The sequence below is a fragment of the Janthinobacterium sp. LM6 genome, from assembly GCF_002002885.1.
In the GTDB taxonomy this organism is placed as follows: Bacteria; Pseudomonadota; Gammaproteobacteria; order Burkholderiales; family Burkholderiaceae_D; genus Janthinobacterium; species Janthinobacterium kumbetense.
This window is the reverse complement of record NZ_CP019510.1, coordinates 4,791,060-4,807,313: the sequence shown is the minus strand read 5'-3', so window position 1 is coordinate 4,807,313 and position 16,254 is coordinate 4,791,060. Positions and strand designations below refer to the sequence as shown.

13 protein-coding genes and 1 tRNA gene are annotated in these 16,254 nt (G+C 65.6%); 11 read left to right on the top strand and 3 right to left on the bottom strand.

Going from position 1 to position 16,254, the window contains the following annotated elements; all coding sequences use genetic code 11:
• The first annotated feature begins 116 nt into the window (after positions 1-116).
• From BZG29_RS21100 to BZG29_RS21080, 5 genes are all read left to right on the top strand, one after another.
• Positions 117-776 carry a sugar dehydrogenase complex small subunit gene (locus BZG29_RS21100; RefSeq protein WP_077407236.1) on the top strand — a complete coding sequence of 220 codons (660 nt, stop codon included), beginning with the start codon at positions 117-119 and terminating at the stop codon, positions 774-776.
• Positions 773-2,431, top strand: a complete 1,659-nt coding sequence (locus tag BZG29_RS21095; protein WP_077407232.1) for a GMC family oxidoreductase — start codon at positions 773-775, stop codon at positions 2,429-2,431. Before BZG29_RS21100 ends, BZG29_RS21095 begins: the two co-directional genes overlap by 4 nt.
• Entirely contained in the window at positions 2,428-3,906 is a 1,479-nt protein-coding gene (locus BZG29_RS21090; RefSeq protein ID WP_253192666.1) for a c-type cytochrome, read from the top strand. Before BZG29_RS21095 ends, BZG29_RS21090 begins: the two co-directional genes overlap by 4 nt.
• A 151-nt stretch (positions 3,907-4,057) precedes the next feature.
• Positions 4,058-4,459 carry a GtrA family protein gene (locus tag BZG29_RS21085; RefSeq protein WP_034788967.1) on the top strand — a complete coding sequence of 134 codons (402 nt, stop codon included), beginning with the start codon at positions 4,058-4,060 and terminating at the stop codon, positions 4,457-4,459.
• 71 nt (positions 4,460-4,530) lie between these two features.
• On the top strand, positions 4,531-5,829 hold the full coding sequence (locus BZG29_RS21080) for an NCS2 family permease (protein WP_070282116.1): 1,299 nt from the start codon (positions 4,531-4,533) through the stop codon (positions 5,827-5,829).
• A 70-nt stretch (positions 5,830-5,899) separates the two neighbouring features.
• Here BZG29_RS21080 and BZG29_RS21075 read toward each other — a convergent pair whose 3' ends face one another.
• Positions 5,900-6,607, bottom strand: a complete 708-nt coding sequence (locus tag BZG29_RS21075; RefSeq protein WP_077407229.1) for a GntR family transcriptional regulator — start codon at positions 6,605-6,607, stop codon at positions 5,900-5,902.
• A 268-nt stretch (positions 6,608-6,875) separates the two neighbouring features.
• Here BZG29_RS21075 and BZG29_RS21070 point away from each other — a divergent pair.
• A tRNA-Asn gene (locus tag BZG29_RS21070) sits at positions 6,876-6,951 on the top strand.
• Positions 6,952-7,102: 151 nt separating this feature from the next.
• On the opposite strand, the gene BZG29_RS21065 is transcribed toward BZG29_RS21070, so the two are convergent.
• The gene (locus tag BZG29_RS21065; RefSeq protein ID WP_253192665.1) at positions 7,103-7,486 is read right to left on the bottom strand and encodes a hypothetical protein; all 384 of its coding nucleotides are present in this window, start codon (positions 7,484-7,486) and stop codon (positions 7,103-7,105) included.
• A gap of 337 nt (positions 7,487-7,823) precedes the next feature.
• Here BZG29_RS21065 and BZG29_RS21060 point away from each other — a divergent pair, with 337 nt between their 5' ends.
• Entirely contained in the window at positions 7,824-8,615 is a 792-nt protein-coding gene (locus BZG29_RS21060; RefSeq protein ID WP_077407223.1) for an alpha/beta hydrolase, read from the top strand.
• A 5-nt stretch (positions 8,616-8,620) separates the two neighbouring features.
• Here the strand turns inward: BZG29_RS21060 and BZG29_RS21055 are convergent, their stop codons facing one another.
• Positions 8,621-9,304 carry a hypothetical protein gene (locus tag BZG29_RS21055; RefSeq protein ID WP_150131014.1) on the bottom strand — a complete coding sequence of 228 codons (684 nt, stop codon included), beginning with the start codon at positions 9,302-9,304 and terminating at the stop codon, positions 8,621-8,623.
• A 138-nt stretch (positions 9,305-9,442) separates the two neighbouring features.
• On the opposite strand from BZG29_RS21055, the gene BZG29_RS21050 reads away from it, so the two are divergent.
• The 4 genes from BZG29_RS21050 (at position 9,443) to BZG29_RS21035 (ending at position 16,114) form a co-directional block, all read left to right on the top strand.
• Positions 9,443-10,282, top strand: a complete 840-nt coding sequence (locus BZG29_RS21050) for a M15 family metallopeptidase (protein WP_077407220.1) — start codon at positions 9,443-9,445, stop codon at positions 10,280-10,282.
• A gap of 217 nt (positions 10,283-10,499) precedes the next feature.
• Entirely contained in the window at positions 10,500-14,339 is a 3,840-nt protein-coding gene (tssM, locus tag BZG29_RS21045) for a type VI secretion system membrane subunit TssM (RefSeq protein WP_150131013.1), read from the top strand.
• The gene (gene tagF / locus BZG29_RS21040) at positions 14,336-15,316 is read left to right on the top strand and encodes a type VI secretion system-associated protein TagF (RefSeq protein WP_077407217.1); all 981 of its coding nucleotides are present in this window, start codon (positions 14,336-14,338) and stop codon (positions 15,314-15,316) included. The genes tssM and tagF overlap by 4 nt, the downstream gene beginning before the upstream one ends.
• Positions 15,317-15,325: 9 nt before the next feature.
• Entirely contained in the window at positions 15,326-16,114 is a 789-nt protein-coding gene (locus BZG29_RS21035; RefSeq protein ID WP_077407214.1) for an OmpA family protein, read from the top strand.
• The last annotated feature ends 140 nt before the right edge of the window (positions 16,115-16,254 follow it).

Genomic DNA, 16,254 nt, shown 5'->3' with positions numbered 1-16,254 from the left:
TACATTGGCAGACTATTTACTTCTGTAGGATAATATGGAACCGGTTCCATCTATGCGCAAATGCAATGTGGCGCAATCATCGAAGTCAATAAAATAACAAGTCTTGCGGGAGTCTCATGAACCATCCAGGCACTGAACCATCTGCAACATCCGTTTCATCCCTTCCTCGCATCAGCCGCCGCCACGCCCTGATCGGCCTGGCTGCCCTGCTGGCGCAGGCCGGTTTCTGGAGCAATCCCCTGTCGGCCGCCATGCAGGCGCCGGCCAGCGCTCCGGCGCCCGGCCTGGCGCCCGCCACCATGCTGTTCTACACCTTGTCGCAAACGATCACGGGCCACCGCGACCTGTCCGCCGCGACGGCGGCGCGCATCGAGCAAGCCATGCGCAGCAACGTGCCCGGCTTCGCCGAGCAGTTGCCACGGCTGGGCGCGCTGCTCGTCACGGGCCAGGAAGCCAAGGCCCTGCTGGCGGCCGCCAGTGCCGCGGACGCCAGCCTGCGCGAGCTGGCGCTGGCCATCGTTGCCGCCTGGTACACGGGCACTGTCGCCGGCCATCCCGCGCAGGGCACGAAGTCCATCGTCGTCGCGTATGCGGAAGCGTTGATGTACCGCACGGTGGCCGATGGCCAGGTCGTGCCGACTTACTGCAATTACGGCCCCCTGTGGTGGCTGAAGGCGCCGCCGGCCGTGGGCGTCTCCGCGCCCGTGGCGCCAAAACCCGTACCGGCCCCGGCTACCACCGGCACTCCCGAAACCAAAGGCAAGCAAGCAAAATGAAATCACCCCAATTTAAGAGTAATGGCGACGTCGTCGCCGATGTCGTCATCGTCGGGACCGGCGTCGTCGGCGCCATGATGGCCGACCAGCTGGCCGCACAGGGTCACTCCGTGATCATGCTGGAAGCGGGCTTGCGCATCGAGCGGGGCCAAGCCGTGGAAAACTGGCGCAACATGCCGTTCGAGAACCGTGTCGGTTCCGACTTCCAGGGCCTGTATCCGCAGGCGGACAACGCGCCCGCGCCGCTGTATTTTCCAAAAAACAACTATGTGGAATTGTCCGGGCCCAGCGGCAGCAGTTTCCAGCAGGGCTACCTGCGCACGGTGGGCGGCACGACCTGGCACTGGGCCGCGTCGTGCTGGCGCCATTTGCCGTCCGACATGCGCATGAAAAGCGATTACGGGGTAGGGCGCGACTGGGCCATTTCCTACGATGAGCTGGAACCGTACTATTGCCGCGCCGAGCAGGAAATGGGCGTGGCCGGCCCCAACGATCCCGCGCTGCAGTCGCCCAGCGAGCGCAGCGCGCCGTATCCGATGGATATGGTGCCCTGGGGCTATGGCGACAAGCGCTTCGCCGAAGTGGTCAACCCGCACGGCTACCGTTCCGTGCCGATCCCGCAAGGCCGCTCGACGCGCCCATGGCAGGGCCGTCCCACGTGCTGCGGCAACAATAATTGCCAGCCGATCTGCCCCATCGGCGCCATGTACAACGGCATTCACCACGTGGAACGTGCCGAGCTGAAGGGCGCTGGCGTGCTGGCCGAGGCCGTCGTCTACCGCATCGACACGGACCACAACAACCGCGTGACGGCCGTGCACTGGTATGACGCCAAGAAACAGTCGCATATGGCGACCGGCAAGGCCTTCGTGATTGCCTGCAATGGCATCGAAACGCCCCGCTTGCTGTTGCTGGCGGCCAACCAGAATAATCCGAACGGCATCGCCAACAGTTCGGATCAAGTCGGCCGCAACATGATGGACCATTCCGGTTTCCACTGTACCTTCCTCGCCAATGAGCCGATCTGGACGGGCCGCGGCCCGGCGCAGAGCAGCTGCCTGGTGGGACCGCGCGACGGCGCCTTCCGGTCGCAGTATTCGGCGAACAAGATGATCTTGAACAATATCACCCGCGTGGGACCTGCTACGCAGCAGTCGTTGAAGCTGGGCCTGGTGGGCAAGGACCTCGATGACGAGATCCGCCGCCGCGCCGCGTTCGGCGTGGATCTGTCGATCAGCCTGGAACCCTTGCCCGAAGCGCACAACCGTTTGACCTTGAGCAAGACGCGCAAGGACCCGCTGGGCCTGGCCTGTCCCGACATCTACTATGACGTGGGCGACTACGTGCGCGACGGCGCGAAGGCCGCGCATGCGCAGCTCGAACACATCGGCAAGCTGTTCGGCGCCGTGGAATTCCATATCACCGACAGCCTGAACGCGAATAACCACATCATGGGCGGCGTCATCATGGGCAGCAACCGTCTTGACTCCGTGGTCGACGGCAATTGCCGCGCCCACGACCACGCCAACCTGTGGCTGCCGGGCGGCGGCGCCATGCCGTCGGCCAGCGTCGTCAACACGACCCTGAGCATGGCTGCGCTCGGTTTGCGCGCGGCCGACGACATCGCCCGCACCCTGGCAAGGGAGGCAGCATGATGCGCCGGTTATTGCTGAGTCTGACCCTGGCGGCCGGCTTGCCGCTGGCCGCGCGTGCTTTACCACCTGTGCCACCGGCGCCGCCCGTCACGCTGACGCCGGACCGTCCTGCCGCGCCTGCCGCAAGCACAGCCGCCAAGCCCGATGCGCGTCTCGAGCGGGGCCGCTACCTGGCCATCGCGGCCGACTGCATGGCTTGCCATACGGCCGCGGGCGGCAAGCCGTACGCGGGCGGCTACGCCATCGATTCGCCCCTGGGCACGATTTACGCGACGAATATCACGCCGTCGAAACAAGGCGGCATCGGCCGCTACACGGAAGCCGACTTTGCGCGCGCGCTGCGCGAAGGCGTGCGCGCCGACGGCAGCCATCTGTATCCCGCCATGCCCTACACCAGCTATGCGCAGCTGACGGATGCGGACGTGGGCGACCTGTATTACTACTTCATGCAGGCCGTTCAACCCGTCGACGCGCCGGCGCGCCAGACGGCCTTGCCATTCCCGTTCAATGTGCGCCTGTCCATGCTGGGCTGGAATACCTTGTTCCTCGACAACAAGCGCTTCGTGCCGGACCCCACGAGAAGCGCGCAGATCAACCGCGGCGCCTACCTGGCCGAAGGCCTGGCGCACTGCAGCGCCTGCCATACGCCGCGCAACGCGCTGATGGCGGAAATCGGCAGCCAGACCCTGGCGGGCGCCTCGCTCGGTTCCTGGCATGCGCCCAACATCACGTCCGACAAGGTCAGCGGCATCGGCGCGTGGACGGATGCGGAACTCGCGGCTTACCTGAAGACGGGCCACGTGGAAGGCAAGGGGCAGGCGGCGGGCGGCATGGCCGAAGCCATCCAGAACAGCCTGCAATTCCTGCGCGACGACGACGTTGCCGCCATCGTCGCCTGGCTGCGCACGGTGCCGCCCGTGCGCGCGCCGGGGCAGACGCAAGCTGCCTTCAGCCATGGCAGCGCCGCCAGCGAAGAGCCGCTGCTGCGCGGCATGGCCAGTGCCACCGAGCGCCATTCGCTCAACAGCGGCGCAATCCTGTTTTCCGGCTATTGCGCCAGTTGCCATTCGGCCAGCGGTGCCGGCAGCACGGGCCAAAGCTATCCGGCCCTGTTCCATAACACGGCGACGGGCGGCAGCACGCCGGCCAACCTGGTCTCGGCCATGTTGTTTGGCGTCGAGCGCAAGATCGAAGGGGAAGAGCACGAAGCGTTCATGCCCCGTTTCGACCAGCGTTCGTATGTGCAACCGTTGACGGACGAGCAGATCGCTTCGATCGCCAATTACGTGCTGAAGCAGTACGGCAACCCGGAAGTGTCCGTCACGCCCGCCTACGTGGCGCAGGCGCGCAGCGGCGGCGAGAAACCCGTGCTGGCGCGGGCACAACCGTTCATGCTGCCGGGCGGCATCGTGGGCATCTTGCTGCTGATCGCGCTGTGCGTGTGGCTGCGCCGGCGCCGCCAGGTCAAGAAATAGGCGTCGGAGTCGTGGAGTATCGGCGGCGAATATGAACGTTGGGCGCAACTTGCAGTAAAATGCAGGCTGAAAAATGGTTACGAGCAATCGTAGCCATTTTTTATTCTGGCCCGATCCCGGCAATTGTTTTCGTCTTATTTGAAAATTGACAATGTCCCATTCCCTGCATCACCAATTTTTGCGTTTCGCCGCCGTCGGCGCTTCCGGCACGGCCGTGCAATACAGCGTGCTGTGGGGCGGCGTGGAATGGGCCGGCATCAGCGCCGCCGCCGCGTCCGGCATCGGCTACATCCTCGGTTCCGTCGTCAACTACCTCCTCAATTACTTTTTCACGTTCAAGAGCGACAAGGGCCATGGCGAGGCGGCCAGCAAGTATTTCACCCTGCTGGGCATCGGCTGGTGCATCAATACGGGCCTGATGTGGCTGCTGGTACACCAGCTGGGCTGGTATTACTGGCTGGCGCAGGTGCTGGCGACGGGAATCGGGCTGGTGTGGAATTTCGCGGGCAGCCGCTGGTGGGCCTTCAAGCCGGCCGGCGCAGCGGGAAAGTAGTCATTTCGTCATAAAAAGAGGCGCACTGGCCACACGCAGGCGCCCGGTTTTACCAAAACAAGGGGTTAATCATGCAGTTCCTGGAACGCTATTTCAAACTGAAGGACAACGGAACCAATGTGCGCACGGAGTTGCTGGCCGGCCTGACCACGTTCCTGACGATGGCCTACATCATCTTCGTCAACCCGTCCATCCTCGGCGACGCGGGCATGCCGAAAGACTCCGTTTTTGTTGCCACCTGCCTGGCGGCCGCCATCGGCACCCTGATCATGGGTCTGTACGCGAACTACCCGATCGCGCTGGCGCCGGGCATGGGCTTGAATGCGTATTTTTCGTACACGGTGGTCAAGGGCATGGGCATGAGCTGGGAAGTGGCGCTGGGCGCCGTCTTCATTTCCGGCTGCCTGTTTATCCTGGTCAGCCTGTTCAAGGTGCGCGAAATGATCATCAACAGCATTCCGCCCGCGCTGCGCACGGCCATCACCGTCGGTATCGGCTTGTTCCTGGCGATCATTTCCCTGAAAAGCGCCGGCGTGGTCGTGTCGAACCCGGCCACCATCATCGCGCTGGGCGACTTGCACCAGGCGGCGCCCATCCTGGCCATCCTCGGCTTCTTCATCATCGTCGCGCTGGACCGCCTGAAAGTGCCGGGCGCCATCCTGATCGGCATCCTCACCATCACCGTCGCCAGCTTCTTCTTTGGCGGCAACCAGTTCAACGGCATCGTTTCGGCGCCGCCCGCCATCGAGCCGACCTTGTTCAAGCTCGACATCATGGGCGCGCTGTCGATCGGCATCGTCAACGTGGTGCTGGTATTTTTCCTGGTGGAATTATTCGATGCGACGGGCACCCTGATGGGCGTGGCCAACCGTGCCGGCTTGTTGAAAGACGGCAAGATGGAGCGCATGAACAAGGCCTTGCTGGCCGACAGCACGGCGATCGCGGCCGGCGCCTGCCTGGGTACGTCGAGCACCACGGCCTTCGTGGAAAGCGCTGCCGGTGTGCAAGCGGGCGGCCGCACGGGCTTGACGGCCGTGGCCGTTGCATTGTTGTTCCTGGGCAGCCTGTTCTTCGCCCCGCTGGCGCACACGGTGCCGCCGTACGCGACGGCGCCCGCGCTGCTGTACGTGGCGTGTTTGATGCTGCGCGAACTGACTTTCATCGACTGGGATGACAGCACGGAAAGCATTCCTGCCGCCATCACGGCCTTGATGATGCCATTTACGTATTCCGTGGCCAGCGGCGTCGCCTTCGGCTTCATCACCTATGCGGTATTGAAACTGTTGACGGGCAAGGGCAAGCAGGTGTCCGTGGTGGCTTACATCATCGCTGCCATCTTCCTGTTCAAGTTTATCTACCTGGGCGAATAGCAAATTTGCCTGCAAGCAGTGACAAGGCCGCCCGTGCATCAGCAGGGCGGCCTTTTGCTTTTGGCGCCGCTTACATCAGCAGCGCGGCCACCAGGTCTTTCCTGTCGTCGCCGGCGCTGCCGTCGAAGCGCAAGGCCGCTTCCACGTGCGACAGGTGCTCGACCATCAGGCGCGCCGCCAGGTCCGCGTCGCCGTTGCGCGCCGCCTCGAGAAAGCGGCCGTGTTCGTCGTACGAGCAGGCGGCGGCGTGGCCCGACTGGTACAGCATGGTGATGAGCGAGCTGCGGCCCACCAGTTCGCGCACGATGTCGCGCAGCACGGCGTTGCCGGCAATATCGGCCAGCAAGACGTGGAAGTCGCCCAGCAGTTGCGAACGCAGCGGCGTCGCTTGCGCCAGCGCCAGGCGTTCCGCCTTCAGGTGGCGCTCCAGCATCCGGTAGTCGGCAGGCTTGGCCCGCGCGACGAATTCGCGCGCCAGGGCCCCTTCGATGACGCGCCGCGCGGCAAAGATGTCGCGCGCCTCCGCCTCGGTCGGCTGGCTGACGAAGGCGCCCTTGTCGGGCACCATGCGGATCAGTTTATCTTTTGAAAGAATGAGCAGGGCGGCGCGGATCTTGGTGCGGCTGACGCCATACAGCCGGCATAGCGCTTCTTCGCGCAGCCGGGTGCCGGGCGGCAATTGGCGCGCCACGATGGCGGCCGCCATATGCTCGGCAATTTCCGCCGAGCTGTCGCCGCTGCCGGGTTTGTCCACCAGGGGTGCGCTTGATTCTGTCATGTCGGGTGAGAGCAGTAAGCCAGGGGCAAGGTGAGCTTGCAAGCGCATGTCCGCGCGGCGGCGTGGTTGCGCCCCGTTGCCGGCATGCCGTTGTGCGCCTTCCATATCGGCAAGGCCTGGCTATTCTACTATCTTGCGTGGCGCCGCGCAGACGGGCGCAGCCATCCGGCGAGGCTGGCTCGCTGGCGGCCTGTTTTGCTGGTCATGCAGCAACCATGCCGTAACGACTGGACATGGGAAATTTTGACGTATATAATTCGGCCTCCTTTCCCTGATAGCTCAGTTGGTAGAGCGACGGACTGTTAATCCGCAGGTCCCTGGTTCGAGTCCAGGTCGGGGAGCCAGAACAAGCAGCAGCAAAGGGCCACGTGGCAACACGTGGCCCTTTTGTCATGCGCGCACGGTTTTCCGTTCACGCTGGCCATGCCTTCAGTGTGTTAGCGACCTGCGCGACGCCGGCCCGCTGGTGGCAGGGGGCGCGCAGTGTTTCCCGGATCAGGGATCGACAAACACGTCGAAACGCACCTTGAGCGGGCTGCCCCACGAGATTTCCACCCAGGCCCGGAAGCCGCCGTTGTATGGCGCAATGTTGTACACGGCCATGCGGGCGGCGCCAATGAAACGGTCCTGGGGAGTGGCGCCGTATTCGCTGATGTTGACGAAGACGCGCGAATTGGCGTGCACGTTGGCATTGGCGAAGTTAACCGAAGGATGCACGCCGTTGGCCGTCCACGTGTAGTAGGTGGTGAAGGCGGCGGGGCTCAGGTTCAAGTCCTGCGCGGCCGCGCCTTTGGCGCTCTGGCCTTCCTGTTCCATCGGCAGCTCGGTTTCTTCCAGTGCCAGGTTGCTGCCGGTGCGATGTTCTACTTTCATTTCCATGATGTACTCCTGATCGATAGTTTGGACGCCGCGCCTGTCGTCGTGCGGCAAGACGCCCTATCTGTTGCCGTGACGGCCAGTGTCACGTCCTGGCTGATAAGGTAGCCGCCTGCTCCATGCTGTGGGAGTAAGCTATTCTAGGCAAACGCGCGGGCAAAAAGGGGGCGGCGCCACGGGAAAAACAGCGCTCGCTTGTGCTGGCGCAAACACCTTGCAGGCAGGCGGCAAGATCTTTTCCCGCAGGCTATTTTTGCGGGGCGCCACGCATGCTGCGCAGGACAATGGCACAATAGGCCCAGCCGATCTGTCGATGCGCAACCCGTTGCGAGCCTAGCCCATGCCGATACTGAACCTGAGTGCCGAAACCGATATCTACTACGAAGTGATCGAAGGCGACCCCGCCAAACCCTGCCTGGTATTCCTGCATGAGGGACTCGGTTGCTGTGCGATGTGGAAAGATTTTCCCGCGCAGCTATGCCAGGCGACGGGGTGCCGCGGCTTGCTGTACGACCGCCACGGCTATGGCCTGTCGTCGCCGCTGGCGGCGCGCCGGCAGCTCCATTATTTGCACGATTCCGCGCTGTGCGAGCTGCCGCAAGTGCTGGCGGCACTGCTGCCGGGACAGGATCATTTTCTCGTCGGCCACTCCGATGGCGGCAGCATCGCCCTGATCTATGCGGCGCAGCAGCCGCCGCGCTTGCGCGGCATCATCACCGAAGCGGCGCACGTGTTTGTCGAGGGCATCACGCTCGAGGGCATCCGCGTGGCGGACGCGGCGTTTGGCGCGGGCAAGCTGCGCGCGCTGGCGAAATACCATGGCGACAAGACGGAAAGCATCTTCAAGGCCTGGTCGGACACTTGGCTCAGCTATGGTTTCCAGTTCTGGAACATCGAGTACCTGCTGCCTTCCGTCGAATGCCCGGCGCTGGTGGTGCAGGGCAGCGAGGACCAGTACGGCAGCGCGGCCCAGGTCGACACGATCGTGGCGCAGGCGCTCAACGCCGTGCCCGCCATGGTCGAGCAGTGCGGCCATACGCCGCACCAGGAGCAGCCGCAGGCATTGCTGGCGCTGATGGAAGGCTTTTTGCAAGGCCGCATGGACGCGGCCACGCATCCGAGACACACATGAGTTCCTCAATGGCAGGCGGGATCGCTGTCCCAGCGGCCCGAGCAGATGCGCGAGCGGCACAGCATGCCTTCGATCAAGCCCAGCTGCTTGCAGCGCCGTAACAGTTCCGCCGTTTCCTGCTCTTGCTCCTGTTCCTGCCTGCGCAGCACCACGTCGCGCACGGGCGCTGCCGTGCCTTCTTGCCGATGCGCATGGGCCACCATCGCCGTCAGCAAGGCGACGTCGCTGTCGCCGGGCGCGGCAGCGGGCCTCGCCCCCTGCGGCCGCGCCGCCGCCTGGCGCACGGGCGGCGGCGTCTTGCGCGGCGCGCTCGCGGCCGCCGCCTCGGGCAAGGGCGGTGCCGCCGTATTGACGATGGTGGCCGCCTGCGCCGCCTGTGGCGGCACCGTTGGCGCCGGCACTGCGGGCGGCGCCATGGCCGTGGCGGGCGCCGCCGGCCGGGGCCGGGGCAGGACCTCCGTGTCATAGGCGAGCACGGCCGTGACCAGCACCGCCAGGCACAGCGCGCCAGCGGCCCCGTGCCGCCAGCCGGGGCGCCAGCGCAGGGCCGGCATGGCAGCGGGCGCGGCGACGCCGTGTTCGAGCTGCGACAGGATGCCCTTGCCTTCGATGCGCGCGCCAGCCGCGTCGGCCTTGCTCAGCAGGTCGGGACCGTGCGCCTGGCCATCCCCGGTTTTCAGTAAAGACAAAATATCACCTCCGCAGTGGATCAAATTCGACTGACCTTGATGTAAACCGCGCTCATGCGGGCCGCGGACGCCTACGATCTAGCGATACCGCCGGGAAATTGCTGTCCGGCCCAGACTACCCCTGTCACGGAGCGCCCCATGTTTGTCGCCCTGATCCTGATGTATTTCCTGCTCGCCTGTTTTGCCTGCTGGCTGCTGCTGTTTCCCGGCGGTCGCGCCATCGTGCTGCACACGCTCGTCAACCTGGGCTGGCGCATGCAGCGGCGCGCGCAGCACCTGAAGGGCGGCAGCGGCGCGCAGTGGCAGCGCGTGCAACGCTACACGGGCTCGGGCATGGCGCGCGCCTGGCAACTGCTGCGGCGGCACCGCTGGCTGAGCCTGGCGGGCAGCGTGCTGGTCATCGTGCCGCCGTTGCTGGCCTGGCTGTCCAGCGACCGCATCGCCCTGCGCGGTTATGCCGACCAGCAACACGTCATCAATGACCAGGTCAGCGACTTGCTGAAAGGCGAGCAGCTGGTGCCGCCGCCGGCCTTGCCGCCGCTGCTGTTTTCCACGGCGGAAGTGACGCAGCTGCGCCCGCTGCTGGGCGGCGCCAGCCGCAACTGGCAATTGCTCGACCACGATTACGCGCAGCGTTTGCTGCTGGTCTTCAAGATCATGAAGGACGTGCATGGCTACGACATGGTCTTGCTGGAAGGCTATCGCAGTCCCGCGCGCCAGGACCAGCTGGCGGCAGCCGGCCCGAACGTGACGAACGCCAGGGCGTTTCAAAGCTATCACCAGTACGGCCTGGCGGCCGATTGCGCATTCATGCATGAAGGAAAGCTCATCATTTCTGAAAAAAATGCCTGGGCCATGCGCGGCTACCGTCTATATGGCGTGACGGCCGAATCGGTGGGCCTGCGCTGGGGCGGGCGCTGGACCATGATGGATTTTGGCCATACGGAATTGCCGCAACCGCGCGTGCTGGGCAAGTAAGCCGCGCCAGCCATTCTAGCGCCGCGCGGCGGCCGGATTTTCATAGCTGCAAGCTTGCTTGCGCAGCGTCAATTGAACGCCGGCACCTGCCGCACGCTGGCGCCTGGTACTTGTCATATGTCAACAAAGGCGCGCCGCATTGCTGTCAGCATGGGCCGACTCCGCCTCGCTGCGCGGCGGCGTTCCTCCTGCTTTGCGACCTCACCCTGGGCTCATCATGCTGCGACGACTCTGGCATTTCCTCACCGACAGCCGCAATCTGACCATCCTCGGCTTCGTGGCGCTGGCCGTGTTCCTGTACCTGGGCGCCGAAGTGCTGGAAGTGGCGCTGATCTGGGCGCTGGCCTTGCTGTTGCTGGCCTTTGTCACCTGGCTGGGCCTGTGGCTGTGGCGCCGGCGCCGCGCGCGGCGCGATGCCCAGGCGCTGGGACAGGCCATCCTCAACGAGGCCGAGATCGCCGCCGCGCAAGCGGCCTCGGCGTCGACGGCCAGCAGCACGCAGCAGGGCGAACTCGGCGCCGTGCGCACGGGCATGCTGGCCGCCATCGAAACCATCAAGACGTCCAAGCTGGGCATTAAATCGGGCGCCGCCGCCCTGTATGAATTGCCGTGGTACATGATCATCGGCAATCCGGCCGCCGGCAAGAGCAGCGCCATCCTGCATTCGGGCCTGCAGTTTCCCTTCGCCGACGGCAAGATCGTGCAAGGCGTGGGCGGCACGCGCAACTGCGACTGGTTTTTCACCACGGACGGCATCGTGCTCGACACGGCGGGCCGCTACTCCGTCGTCGACGAGCACCGCGGCGAGTGGTTCGGTTTTCTCGACCTGCTGAAAAAATACCGGCGCAAGGCGCCCATCAACGGTATCCTCATCGCCGTCAGCATCGCCGAACTGCGCGGCGACCCCGATGTCGGCATGCAACTGGCGCGCAGCCTGCGCAAGCGCGTGCAGGACGTCATCGAACGCCTGGAAGTGTTCGCGCCCCTGTACATCGTGTTTACCAAGGCGGACCTGATCTCCGGTTTCACGGAGTTTTTCGCGGATGCCGAACGCAGCGAGCGCGAGCGCGTCTGGGGCGCCACCATGCCCTACCAGCGCAAGCTGCCGACGGCCGACTTGCTGGCGTTTTTCGACCAGGGTTTCGATGAATTGCACGATGGCTTGACGGAGCTGAGCCTGGCCAATATGGCGCACCGGCAACGCAAGACGATGGCGCCCGGCGTCTTCACCTTTCCGCTCGAATTCGCCGCCATCAAGCCGGCCCTGCGCGCCTTCATCGCCACGCTTTTCGAGGAAAATCCGTTCCAGTTCCAGCCCGTGTTCCGCGGCTTTTACTTTACCAGCGCGCTGCAGGAGGGCGAGCCCGTCAGTGCTTCCTCGCAGCAGGTGGCGCGCCGCTTCGACCTGGCCTTCGCGCCGGCCCCGGCCGCCGTGCCATCGGGCGCGCGCCAGCATGGCTATTTCCTGCTGGAGCTGTTCCGCAAGGTCATTTTTGCCGACAAGCACCTGGTGGCCAACTATGCCAACCGCGCCAGGCTGCGCTTCAAATATGCCGTGTTCTTTGCCGCCACCGTGTCGCTGGGCGCTTGCCTGGGCGGCTGGAGCTGGTCCTACCTGGGCAACCGGCAACTGGTGGCCAACGTCGAGGCCGATTTAAATAAAGTGGTGAAGCTGCAGGAGCGGCGCCTGGACTTGCAGTCGCGCCTGGAAGCGCTGGAGATCTTGCAGGACCGCATCGAACAGCTGGAAGCGTACCGCACGCAACGGCCCTGGTCCTTGCGCCTGGGCCTGTACCAGGGTGACTTACTGGAGCGCAAGCTGCGCGAGGAATATTTTGCCGGCGCGCGCCAGGTCATGCTCACCCCCGTGGCGGGCGCGCTGGAAGCCCTGCTGTTTGAAATGAACGCCAGCGCCGACCAGTTGCAGCCCACGGCGCGCACGCCGCAGACGCCGGCCGCCGCGTCCGCAGCACCTGCCGCCGCGCCGCGCAGCGTGCAGTACCAGGCGGCCAGCGCGACGAACGTGGAAGATGCCTACAATGCACTGAAAACCTATCTGATGCTGGCCGATAAGTCGCATGCGGAAAGCAGCCACCTGAACGACCAGCTGACGCGCTTCTGGCGCGGCTGGCTGGAGGGCAACCGGGGCGCCATGCCGCGCGAACAGATGATACGCAGCGCCGAACGGCTGCTGACGTTTTACCTGGCGCAGATCGGCGACCCGTCCTGGCCACGCATCGAGCAGAAGCTGGCGCTGGTCGACCAGGCGCGCGAAAACCTGCGCCGCGTGGTGCGCGGTATGCCGGCGCGCGAACGCGTGTATGCGGACGTCAAGGCGCGCGCCTCGACGCGCTTTCCCGGCATGACGGTGGCGCGCATCGTCGGCGAACAGGACCAGGCGCTGCTGGCGGGCAGTTACGCCGTCTCCGGCGCCTTTACGCGCCAGGCGTGGGAAAAGTTCGTCGAGGGCGCATTTCGCGACGCCGCCAACCGCGAGCTGCAAAGCGCCGACTGGGTGCTGAAAAGCGCCTCTACCGACGACCTGACCCTGGAAGGCAGTCCCGAACAGATCGAGAAAAACCTGGTGGCCATGTACAAGGCCGATTACGCGCGCGAGTGGCAGAAATTCGTGCAGGGCGTCGCCGTCGCCGACCTGAAAGGCTTCGACGGCGCCGTGCAGGCGATGAACCGCCTGGGCGACCCGCAGTCGTCGCCGGTCGCCAAACTGCTGACGACCATTTACGAGGAAACCTCCTGGGACAACCCGGCGCTGCAAAACGCCCAGTTGCGCAAGGCCGAGCGGGGCCTCGTCGCCTGGTTCAAGGAAACCGTGCTGCGCCGCGCGCCGTCGCCGCTGACATCGAATCCCGGCATGAATGCGCAGCTCGACCCGGCCCGCCTGGACAAGCCCATGGGCCCCGTGGGCCGCGAATTTGCCGGCGTGGGCAAGCTGGTGGCGGCCAGGGACAACAATGCGTCCTTGATGCGCGCCTACCTGGAAGCGCTGTCCAAACTGCGCAGCCGCTTGAACCAGTTGAAGAACCAGGGCGACGCAGGGCCGGGCGCGCGCCAGTTCATGCAGCAGACCCTGGAGGGCAGCGGTTCCGAACTGGCCGACGCCCTGAAACTGGTCGACGAGCAGCTGCTCACGGGGATGAGCGACGCGCAGAAGCAGGCCATACGCCCCATCCTCGTGCGCCCGCTGATGCAGACCTTCGCCGTCATCGTCGCGCCGGCCGAACTCGATATCAACAAGACCTGGGCGGCGCAGGTGTATGAGCCGTTCCAGAAATCGCTGGCGAACAAATATCCGTTCGCGCCCACGGCGCGCATCGAGGCGAGCAACCTGGAGATCGGCCAGTTCTTCGGCCCGGAAGGCCTGGTGGCGAAATTCGTCACGACGTCCATGGGACCGCTGGTGGTGCGGCGCGGCGACGTGCTGGCGCCGCGCACCTGGGCCGACATGGGCATCAGCCTGTCGCCGCAGGTGGTGGCGCGCTTCCCTGGCTGGATCGCGCCGCTGGGCGCGGGCGGCGTGGCGGCCACGTCGACGGCGGCGCAAACCGTCTTCCAGATCCAGCCGTCGCCCGCGCCGGGCACGCTGGAATACACGGTGGAGATCGACGGCCAGCAGCTACGCTACCGCAACACCCCGGCGCAATGGACGAACATGGTGCATCCGGGCCCGCAGGGCGCGGCGGGCGGGCAGGGGGCGCGCATCACGGCCGTCACCTTCGACGGGCGCACGGTGGAGCTGTTCAACGAGCCGGGCCAGTTCGGCCTGAAGCGCATGATCGATGCGGCGGCCAAGAAGCGCAAGGATGGCGGCGTGTTCGAACTGCGCTGGGCACGCGGCGAGGTGGCCGTGGCGGTCGACCTGAAAATCACCAGCAGCGCCGAGACGGCGGGCGCCGGCGCGGGCGGGACTGCGGCGGTGCAGGAGCAGGGCTTTCGCGGCATGCAGCTGCCCGAGACCATCGTCGGCACGCCGGGCGCTTCCGCCGCGCCCGCGCCGGCGATGGCCGTCGCCGCAGCCGCAGCGGGAGTGTCGCCATGATGCGCGCGCAACAGCAGGTGCGCCTCGGCTACTTCGGCAAGATCCCCGCGCGCGGCGATTTCATCAAGGCTTGCGACAATCACGCGCTGGTGCAGCTGCTCGACGACTGGCTGGCGCAGGTCATGACTGCACTGACGGTGGAGCCGCGCTGGAAGCTCAATTACGACGCCTTGCCGCCGCTGCGCTTTGCCTTCGTCGGCACGCGCAGCCGGCGCGCCATCGCCGGGCGCCTGGAAGCGAGCAATGACCAGTCGCACAGGCGCTTCCCCTTCATGGCCATGGGCGCGCTGGAAATCGATGACGCCGAAGCCTTTGTCGCCTGCAGCCCGCTGGTGCTGGCGCCCCTGTGGCAGCGCGTGGAGCAGCTGTCGCAAGGCATCGTGGCCAGCGCCGAACCGTTGCCGGCCCTGCTGGCGCTGGCCGGCAACGTGGTCGACATCGAACCGGCCGCGCCGTGTCACGCGGCGCGGCTGGCCGCCTTTTTGCAGGCGCAGACGCTGCATGGCCTGCAATCGATGCTGGCCTCGCCCGCGTTTCCCGTGACGGTGCGCGAATTGCTGCTGGGCCTGGGCCTGCTGCTGCGGCCCGTGCGCCGGAGCGGCTTGCCGCGCCTGGAGAAAAGCCTGGTGCTGCCGCTGCCGCAGGAGGCGCAGTTGCGCGAACTGGTGGCCAGCTTCTGGCTGCATTTGATTGCGCCCTTCCTGCGCCAGGCCGATTTCGAACTGGCGCTGTTCTTTTCCCGCCTCGACGAGGCGCCCGTGCTGGTGATCGGCTTTTGCGGCGCCGACCCGCACGGCTTGCGCGCGCTGATCGATCCGCAGGCAGGCTGCGAACGGCTGATCGTCTTCGACCAGCTCGACTGGGTCGAGGAGCAGCTGGGACACGATGCGGCGCTGCGCCGGTTTTCCGCCTGCCTGCAGCAGGAGCAGCTGTCGCTGCGTTCGGCCTGCGCCATGTTTGCCGATACCTTTGCCTGAAGGATTGCGATGAAATCTCCCGTCATTTTTTTGCTGCCGCTGCTGCTGCTTGCCGCCGCCTCTTGCCACGCCCAGGCGCAAGCGCCGCAGACGCCGATGCCGGGGCAGATCCTCGTCACGGGCACCCTGGCCGACGAGGCGGGCAAGGCGGCCGTGCTGGCCCGCTTGCGCGAACTGTACGGTGCCGAGCGGGTGGTCGACCAGATCGCCATCGGCAACGTGGCCGTGCCGGCCAACTGGAACGGCTACGTGCAAAAGCTGATCGCGCCGAACCTGAAGCTCATTTCACGGGGGCAGATCAGCATCGACGGCAACAACGTCAGCGTGCGCGGCGAAGTGGCGAACGAGGCGCAGCGCCAGCAGATCGCCAGCGACATCGCCACCAGCCTCAATCCCACCTACATCGTCAACAATGGCTTGCGGGTCAAGGCGGCCGAGGCCGAGCAAGGCTTGCTCGATGCGGCGCTGGACAAGCGCATCATCGAATTCGACAGCGGCAAGGCGTCCATCACGCCGGCCGGCCAGGCCATCCTCGACGAGATGGCGGCCGCCATGCTCAGGCTGCGGGGCCGCAAGGTGGAGGTGATCGGCCACACGGACGACACGGGCCTGCGCGCCAGCAATGTGGCCCTGAGCCAGGCGCGCGCCGAAGCCGTGCGCGCCTACCTGGCCGGCAAGGGTATCGTCGCCGATACCGTGCTGGTGTCGGGCCAGGGGCCGGACCGCCCCGTGGCCAGCAACGCCACGGCCGATGGCCGGGCGCGGAACCGGCGCATCGAGTTCAGAATCGCGCAATAGATTGGGTCGACACCTCACAAAACCGTAGCGAGCGGATGAGAGTTGTGGTCGAGAAGCGCAGATGTGCGAATGTACGGGGACGCCGAGTCATTGAGCATCGCAGGCCGCAAATCTCGACGCGCAGTAGGTTTTGTGAGGTG